The sequence below is a fragment of the Phascolarctobacterium succinatutens YIT 12067 genome (assembly GCF_000188175.1).
Classification (GTDB): Bacteria; Bacillota; Negativicutes; order Acidaminococcales; family Acidaminococcaceae; genus Phascolarctobacterium_A; species Phascolarctobacterium_A succinatutens.
On sequence record NZ_GL830886.1, the window covers coordinates 24,269 to 30,335 of the forward strand.

Genomic DNA, 6,067 nt, shown 5'->3' on the forward strand with positions numbered 1-6,067 from the left:
TCTTATCCTTTCACGCCCGATTGCATAAATGTGTTGATAATAAATTTTTGGCAGAAGCCGTAAAGCACTAACGGAGGCAAGCTTGTCAGCGTTGCTACAGCCATGGCGATGCCCCATTCACTGCCACCCTCGGCACTGATAAACATCTGCAGCGCCAGCGGCAGTGTCAGATTTGCTTTGTCCTGCAAAATCAGCAGTGGCCAGAAATATTCGTTCCAACTGTTAATGAAAAATAAAATCGAAATAGCGAGTACCGAAGGCTTAATCAAAGGCATAATAACCTTGAACAGTACCTGATGCGGTTTGGCGCCGTCCAGAATTGCTGCTTCCAGCAAAGGCTTGGGAATACCACGCATAGTCTGACGCATCAGGAAGATACCCATACCGTCTACAAGACCGGGAAGCATAACGCCGTAGGGAGTATCTAAAAGGCCAAGCTTAGACATCATCAGATAGTTCGGCATAATTAAAACAGTGATGGGGATGAAGAACGTCAGCAGCATACCATTGAAAACCGTTTCCTTATATTTGAAGTTGTAATACACAAAGGCAAAGGCTGCCAGCACGCTTGTTGCAGCCTTGCTGGCAGTAACAACGATAGCAATATAAAACGTATTCCAGATATAGGTCAGCAGCGGGAAGTTATGTAAAACCGTAGTATAGTTGTCAAAGGTCGGCGGAAACGGTAAAGGATTTAACGTAGATTCAAATACCTGATTCAAATCCTTCAGCGAGGTAGAAAGCATAAACACTATCGGCCACAGCATCAGGAAAACCGCAATAAGCAAAAATGCATGCCAATACCATTCATTCTGCAGCTTAGTTTTCATAGTACACCTTCTTTTCCAGATATTTATTCTTCACGAAGAGGAAGATGAGATAGCAGACCATGGTGATAACTGCATAGGCTGCACTGGTGCCTGCCTTGAAGAAGGTGAAGGCATATTGGTAAATAATATATACAAGGTTACTGCTGCCCTGGTCCGGACCGCCCTGCGTCAGCATATTTACAGGCACAAGCACGTACTGCAGACCAAAAACCACCGTTATCGTAAAGACATAAATTGCGGTAGAAGAGGTCATCGGCAAAATAATTTTTTTGAAGATAACCCAGTTGGAAGCATTCTCCAGTTTGGCAGCTTCAATCATCTCCTTGGGAACTGCAACCATGGCAGCCAGCATAACGATAAGATTATAGCCGAAAACCTTCCAGCCGATAATCGTGCAGATAGCGAAAATAACCAGATAGTTTTCTTTAAACCAACGCGGTGAAGCGATATCAAACTGGCTGAGAACAATGTTAATCGGTCCGGCCAGCGGATTGTAAATCCACAGGAACAAAATACTTGCTACCGCCAGTGATAACGTTGACGGCAGAAACAACGCGCTACGGTAGAATGCCGTCCACCGATGCACTAAATGTCCCAGGATAAACGAATAAAAATAAGGCAGAACGAAATTCAGCACCAGCATAATTGCCACAAACAAAACGGTGTTGATTAAAATTTTAATCAGCTCGGCAGAGCTGAAGATAGTGATAAAATTGTCCAGGCCCACAAATTTTTGATAAGGGCTGATCATATTCCAGGAAAAAACACTCAGATAAATATTCTGCAGCAGCGGCCAATAATAAAATACCAGAAAAAGTACGGCAGCAGGCAGCAAATAAAGTATTGCTTCCTTGTTGTTCTTACTCATAGCAACCTCCTTTGCGCTATTAGCAAAATAAGCTGCCGCAACTGCGACAGCTTATTTATCAGACTAATTACAGCAGCTTGTTAATTTTTTCTGCAGTTTGATGTAAAGCATCCTGTGCACTCATTTTGCCGCTCAGGATGATATCACGAGCATCAATCAGCAGTTGTTCAGCCTGCAGACCGTTAGCACCCGGGAAGCTAGCCCATTTGGTAACCTTGGTCATTTCCTGCAGAGCCATTTTTATGTTGGGGTTTTCATCAGCAAGCTTTTTGAAGCCCTTCGGATCATCAGCTACGCCTTTGCGTGGAGGCAGGTAACCGGTACCGGTGCTCCATTTAGCAAGTGCTTCCGGAGATTCCAGATATTTGATGAACTCGATAGCAGCTTTTTGCTTTTCAGCATCTTTGGAGAATACCATCAGGAAGTTGCCGCCTGCAGGAATCTTGGTCGGTTTGTTGCCGAAAGCAGGGAACGGAGAAGCCATTACTTTGAACTTAGCGCCTTTTTCGAAGTTAGCACGTTTACCGATGGTGGTGCAAACCATGCCCAGCTTGCCGCTCAGATAAGCCTGGAAGCCTTCTTCGTTAGTTGCATGCAGGCCGCTGCCGTTTTTAACCATATCAGCTACAACCTGATAAGCTGCAGCAGATTCCGGAGTATCAAAACCGGCTTTAACCTTACCGTCAACCTTAGTCAGCATTTGGCCGCCGTTGGATTCGATCAGAGCCTGTTGAGTCCAGTTATCGGCATATTCCTGCATGAAGAAGCCCATATTGCCGGTTTTATCTTTAATTTGTTTAGCTGCCTTGCTAACCTCTTCCCAGGTTTTAGGCGGATTTTTCGGATCTAAGCCGGCTTTTTCAAAAATTTCCGGATTGTAGAAGAGTACAGGAACACTTACGGAATACGGCAGACCGATTTGCTTGCCGTCTTCGGTTTGTGCCAGCTGCAGTACGTTCGGCAGATAATTGTCTTTCATAAAGTTTTCATCGCCGGCAGCTTTAAACGCTTCGTTCAAATCGGTGTATTTAAAGTTTTCAGCAGCGTAGTTCAGGAAGGAATAACCCATTTGTACTACGTCCGGATTCTTACCGGAAGCCATAGCAGCCTGCAGGTTTTGTGTCAGGCCTTTGTACATATCCGGGTTATATTTTTCTACTACTTCAATGTTCGGGTGAGTTTTGTTGAAGTCAGCAACCAATTCCTTTACGATTGCGCCGCCAAAGCTCTCAGCAGCAACGTGCCAGTATTCAATCTGCACCTTTTTGCCGGTGTCGGCACTTTTCTTATCGCTACCGCAACCAACAAGTGCAGTAGTGGCCAGCAGGGAAATCATTGCTGCTGCCAAAACTTTTTTCAGTTTCATTTTCATTCCTCCGTTTACTGATATTCCACAAAAATTATTGTTGTCATTTCTACAACGTGCTTTTATTGTAACGGATGAATGTAAAATCCAAAGTAAGCTTGCGGTTAAATCTGTGTTAAAAAGGTTACAGAAATGAGAAAAATACCGTCCGTAGTTCTCACATGCGGACGGTATTTTAAGCGAAGGCACTATATTCTATTTATTAAATTCATTTAAGCTGTCAACAATTCTCCTGTTTAAATCATCATATACATTGCGTTTGCAGATGGATTCTCCTTCCATAATCAGTAAAAAAGCTTTACGTAAATGCTGAATAATCTGGTAGGAACTCAGCTTAGGCTCTATAGCCTGCAGATTTTCTTCCGTAACATCAGTTAAGATAGTATGTGCTATTTTATTCCGCTGATTTTTCTCTACCTCTCGAAGAATCTGTAATTCTCCCATAAGTTCTGTTTTGACAGATTTTAAAGACTCCAAAATTAGCAGCATGTTAGAAAAGGAAAGGTCCGTATCCCTAAAGCCTTGACGAAAATAATAATTCAGATAAGTAAATACATCCGGCGCTTCTTTTCTCAGCTTCTCCGCGCTTATTTTCCAACTGCTATTATTATTTCTTTTTCTGTAACAAAAGCGCTCCAATTTAAGCGCAACATGATTTTCGAAATAATAAAGCAGTAATTCATACAAAAACGGCGTCAGTTTAGGGATGAATTCTGCCAATTCACCTTTTCTCTGATGTAACTCCATGACCATCAAAAATTCATTTAATTTTTTCACGGAATTATTATTATAAATATTTTCCTTCCCCATCCCCTTAAATGCTTCGTTTATCAGCAGCTTAGAACGCAAATCCGCATGCCGTAGCAAATTACCGGTTTCTTCAACAAACATTATTTTATTCTTGTTATACATGGTCAAAGCTGCTCTATATTCATAATTATTAATCAAACTAATCAGTTGGTGGCGTATACTGTAACGACGCAAAAGAGAAAGCGGTGCTTCATGGCAACGACACGTATAATCAGGTACATTATCAAAATTATTTTCTATTACAACATTGATATCTTCATTATCCTGCGTTGCATGCGCTGTTCTATTGGATGCCCTTTGCGGTGAATCTACCTGAATGGCACGAACGTTTTCAAAATCCGTGGCTAAAAAGCTCATCACAGTTTTCATTTGCGGTGTACCTGAGCTTAAATTCAGCAAAATCTCTTCTTCTGGGAACTCCTTTCGCAGTTCAAGAAAGCCTTCTGCCAAAGGCACCAATTCTTCCATAAGCTGTACATTAACTATATCAGTATAAATAAAATCGAATTTGCACTCAGGCACATTATACTCAATCGCTTTAGAGTATATATGCCTGTTTTTTTCTTTTGCAGACATTTCCGCGCTTAAGAATATCCGCACGTATTGCGGTCTATGTGTTCTGATTATGTGCAGCATGGCACCATCATAGCAATCTCTGATAGGATCCGTATCACCGGCAGGTGTATATAAAATGCTCATTTGCTCATCTCCAATTTACAAAATAACGCAGTCTATTTCCTTACGCTCGCCAATTCCCCAAGTATATACATCTATAATATCATCCAATACATATACCCGCAAGGAATCAACTGCCTCATCAATCAAAATGCTGCTTTCTCGTAGCATTTTTTCATATTGCCGACGATTAAGTAATGCTTCAAAAGCAGATTTTTGTACACGGACACCATAAGCCTCAAGACATTTTACCATCTTATTGCGGCGTTTGTTATCGACAATATCATAAATCATTAAAACTATAAATTTTCGCTCCATTATCTCAACTCCAATGGTTCATAAAGAGTAATATCACTATGCATGATTACACTAGCATATTTACGACACTGCTGCCTAATACTTTCACGATAAGTATATTTATCTTCAAAATATTGGTTATCTGAACGTAGCTTTTTATTATAGGTCTGCAAATATATTTTGCGAGCTTCGGTGTTTAAAAAACACCCCGCTTCATTTATTTCAAACATATCTCTCGTCAACATATTTCTCTTTATCATTGCTAAAACCATAGAATCAATCAATGGTGCACGCCATTCTTCAATTAAATCCGAAACTAACGCAGGATGTCCTTTAGCAATTTTGTGCATAAAGCCAACGTAAGGATGCAAACCCAAAGCTAGCACATTACTCATAATCTCATTAAACAACATACTGTAGCCTAAACTCAACATAGAATTAAACGGATCTCGTGGTGGCATTTTAGTACGTTTTTCAAATTTAAATTCATCTGGAACTATAGCGCCTAAAGCACAAAAATAAATACGACTTATAATTCCTTCAAACCCCATTAAAGAATGTAAATCATCTGTCTGACAAATATTTTTTCTTATTGCTAAGATATTGCGAATGCTTGTGTCTACATTATCAAGTTTTAAATTGCGATTATATCGACGTAAAATTGTCAACTGATTATGTACCTTAGCATAAATAATCTTTTTGGCAAGCTCAAAATATAACTTTCCTTCCTGCAAAAGTTCAAATTGCTTTTGATGCTTAATTATATCAATAGAACCATTGCTTAAAAGCGAACCAAAGAAACGACCTCTTCCAGAAAGCCATGATAGAGGTATATTTCTCTCTAAAAACTCTGTAATTAATCCTGAAGAGATTTGTACACTATCTACCAAGGTAACATCTTCTATTCTTTCCAATGGCACCTCTAAAAGAACCTCATTGTTACGCCCGACTAAAACATGACCTCCGCGTTTTCGTAAATACGCTCCGCTTTCCGTAATATACAAAGAAGTCATTTTTTTATCCCTCCTAGAAAATATTTTCTTATTTCAAAATTCCGTCCCCTAATTTGGGGTTATCTCTGAAATTTCAACTTCTGGGGACAACATTACTCTAAAGAACGTCAGTTTCCGTCCCCTAATTTGGGGTTATCTCTGAAATCGGCGAAACCACTAAGCTTTACCCCGTTCACGTTGTTTCCGTCCCCTAATTTGGGGTTATCTC

Annotated in this window: 6 protein-coding genes; all 6 read right to left on the bottom strand. The window is 40.3% G+C overall.

Annotation, left to right across the window (positions count from 1 at the left end):
• Positions 1 to 2: 2 nt before the first annotated feature.
• Entirely contained in the window at positions 3 to 830 is an 828-nt protein-coding gene (locus HMPREF9443_RS05585) for a carbohydrate ABC transporter permease (RefSeq protein WP_009145564.1), read from the bottom strand.
• Positions 820 to 1,698 carry a carbohydrate ABC transporter permease gene (locus HMPREF9443_RS05590; RefSeq protein WP_009145565.1) on the bottom strand — a complete coding sequence of 293 codons (879 nt, stop codon included), beginning with the start codon at positions 1,696 to 1,698 and terminating at the stop codon, positions 820 to 822. The genes HMPREF9443_RS05585 and HMPREF9443_RS05590 overlap by 11 nt, the downstream gene beginning before the upstream one ends.
• Positions 1,699 to 1,765: 67 nt before the next feature.
• Complete coding sequence (locus tag HMPREF9443_RS05595; RefSeq protein ID WP_009145566.1) at positions 1,766 to 3,070, bottom strand: ABC transporter substrate-binding protein; 1,305 nt, start codon at positions 3,068 to 3,070, stop codon at positions 1,766 to 1,768.
• A gap of 189 nt (positions 3,071 to 3,259) precedes the next feature.
• Complete coding sequence (gene csm6, locus HMPREF9443_RS05600; RefSeq protein WP_009145567.1) at positions 3,260 to 4,573, bottom strand: type III-A CRISPR-associated CARF protein Csm6; 1,314 nt, start codon at positions 4,571 to 4,573, stop codon at positions 3,260 to 3,262.
• 15 nt (positions 4,574 to 4,588) lie between these two features.
• The gene (cas2, locus tag HMPREF9443_RS05605; protein WP_009145568.1) at positions 4,589 to 4,867 is read right to left on the bottom strand and encodes a CRISPR-associated endonuclease Cas2; all 279 of its coding nucleotides are present in this window, start codon (positions 4,865 to 4,867) and stop codon (positions 4,589 to 4,591) included.
• On the bottom strand, positions 4,867 to 5,859 hold the full coding sequence (cas1, locus tag HMPREF9443_RS05610) for a CRISPR-associated endonuclease Cas1 (protein WP_009145569.1): 993 nt from the start codon (positions 5,857 to 5,859) through the stop codon (positions 4,867 to 4,869). The genes cas2 and cas1 overlap by 1 nt, the downstream gene beginning before the upstream one ends.
• Positions 5,860 to 6,067: the final 208 nt, after the last annotated feature.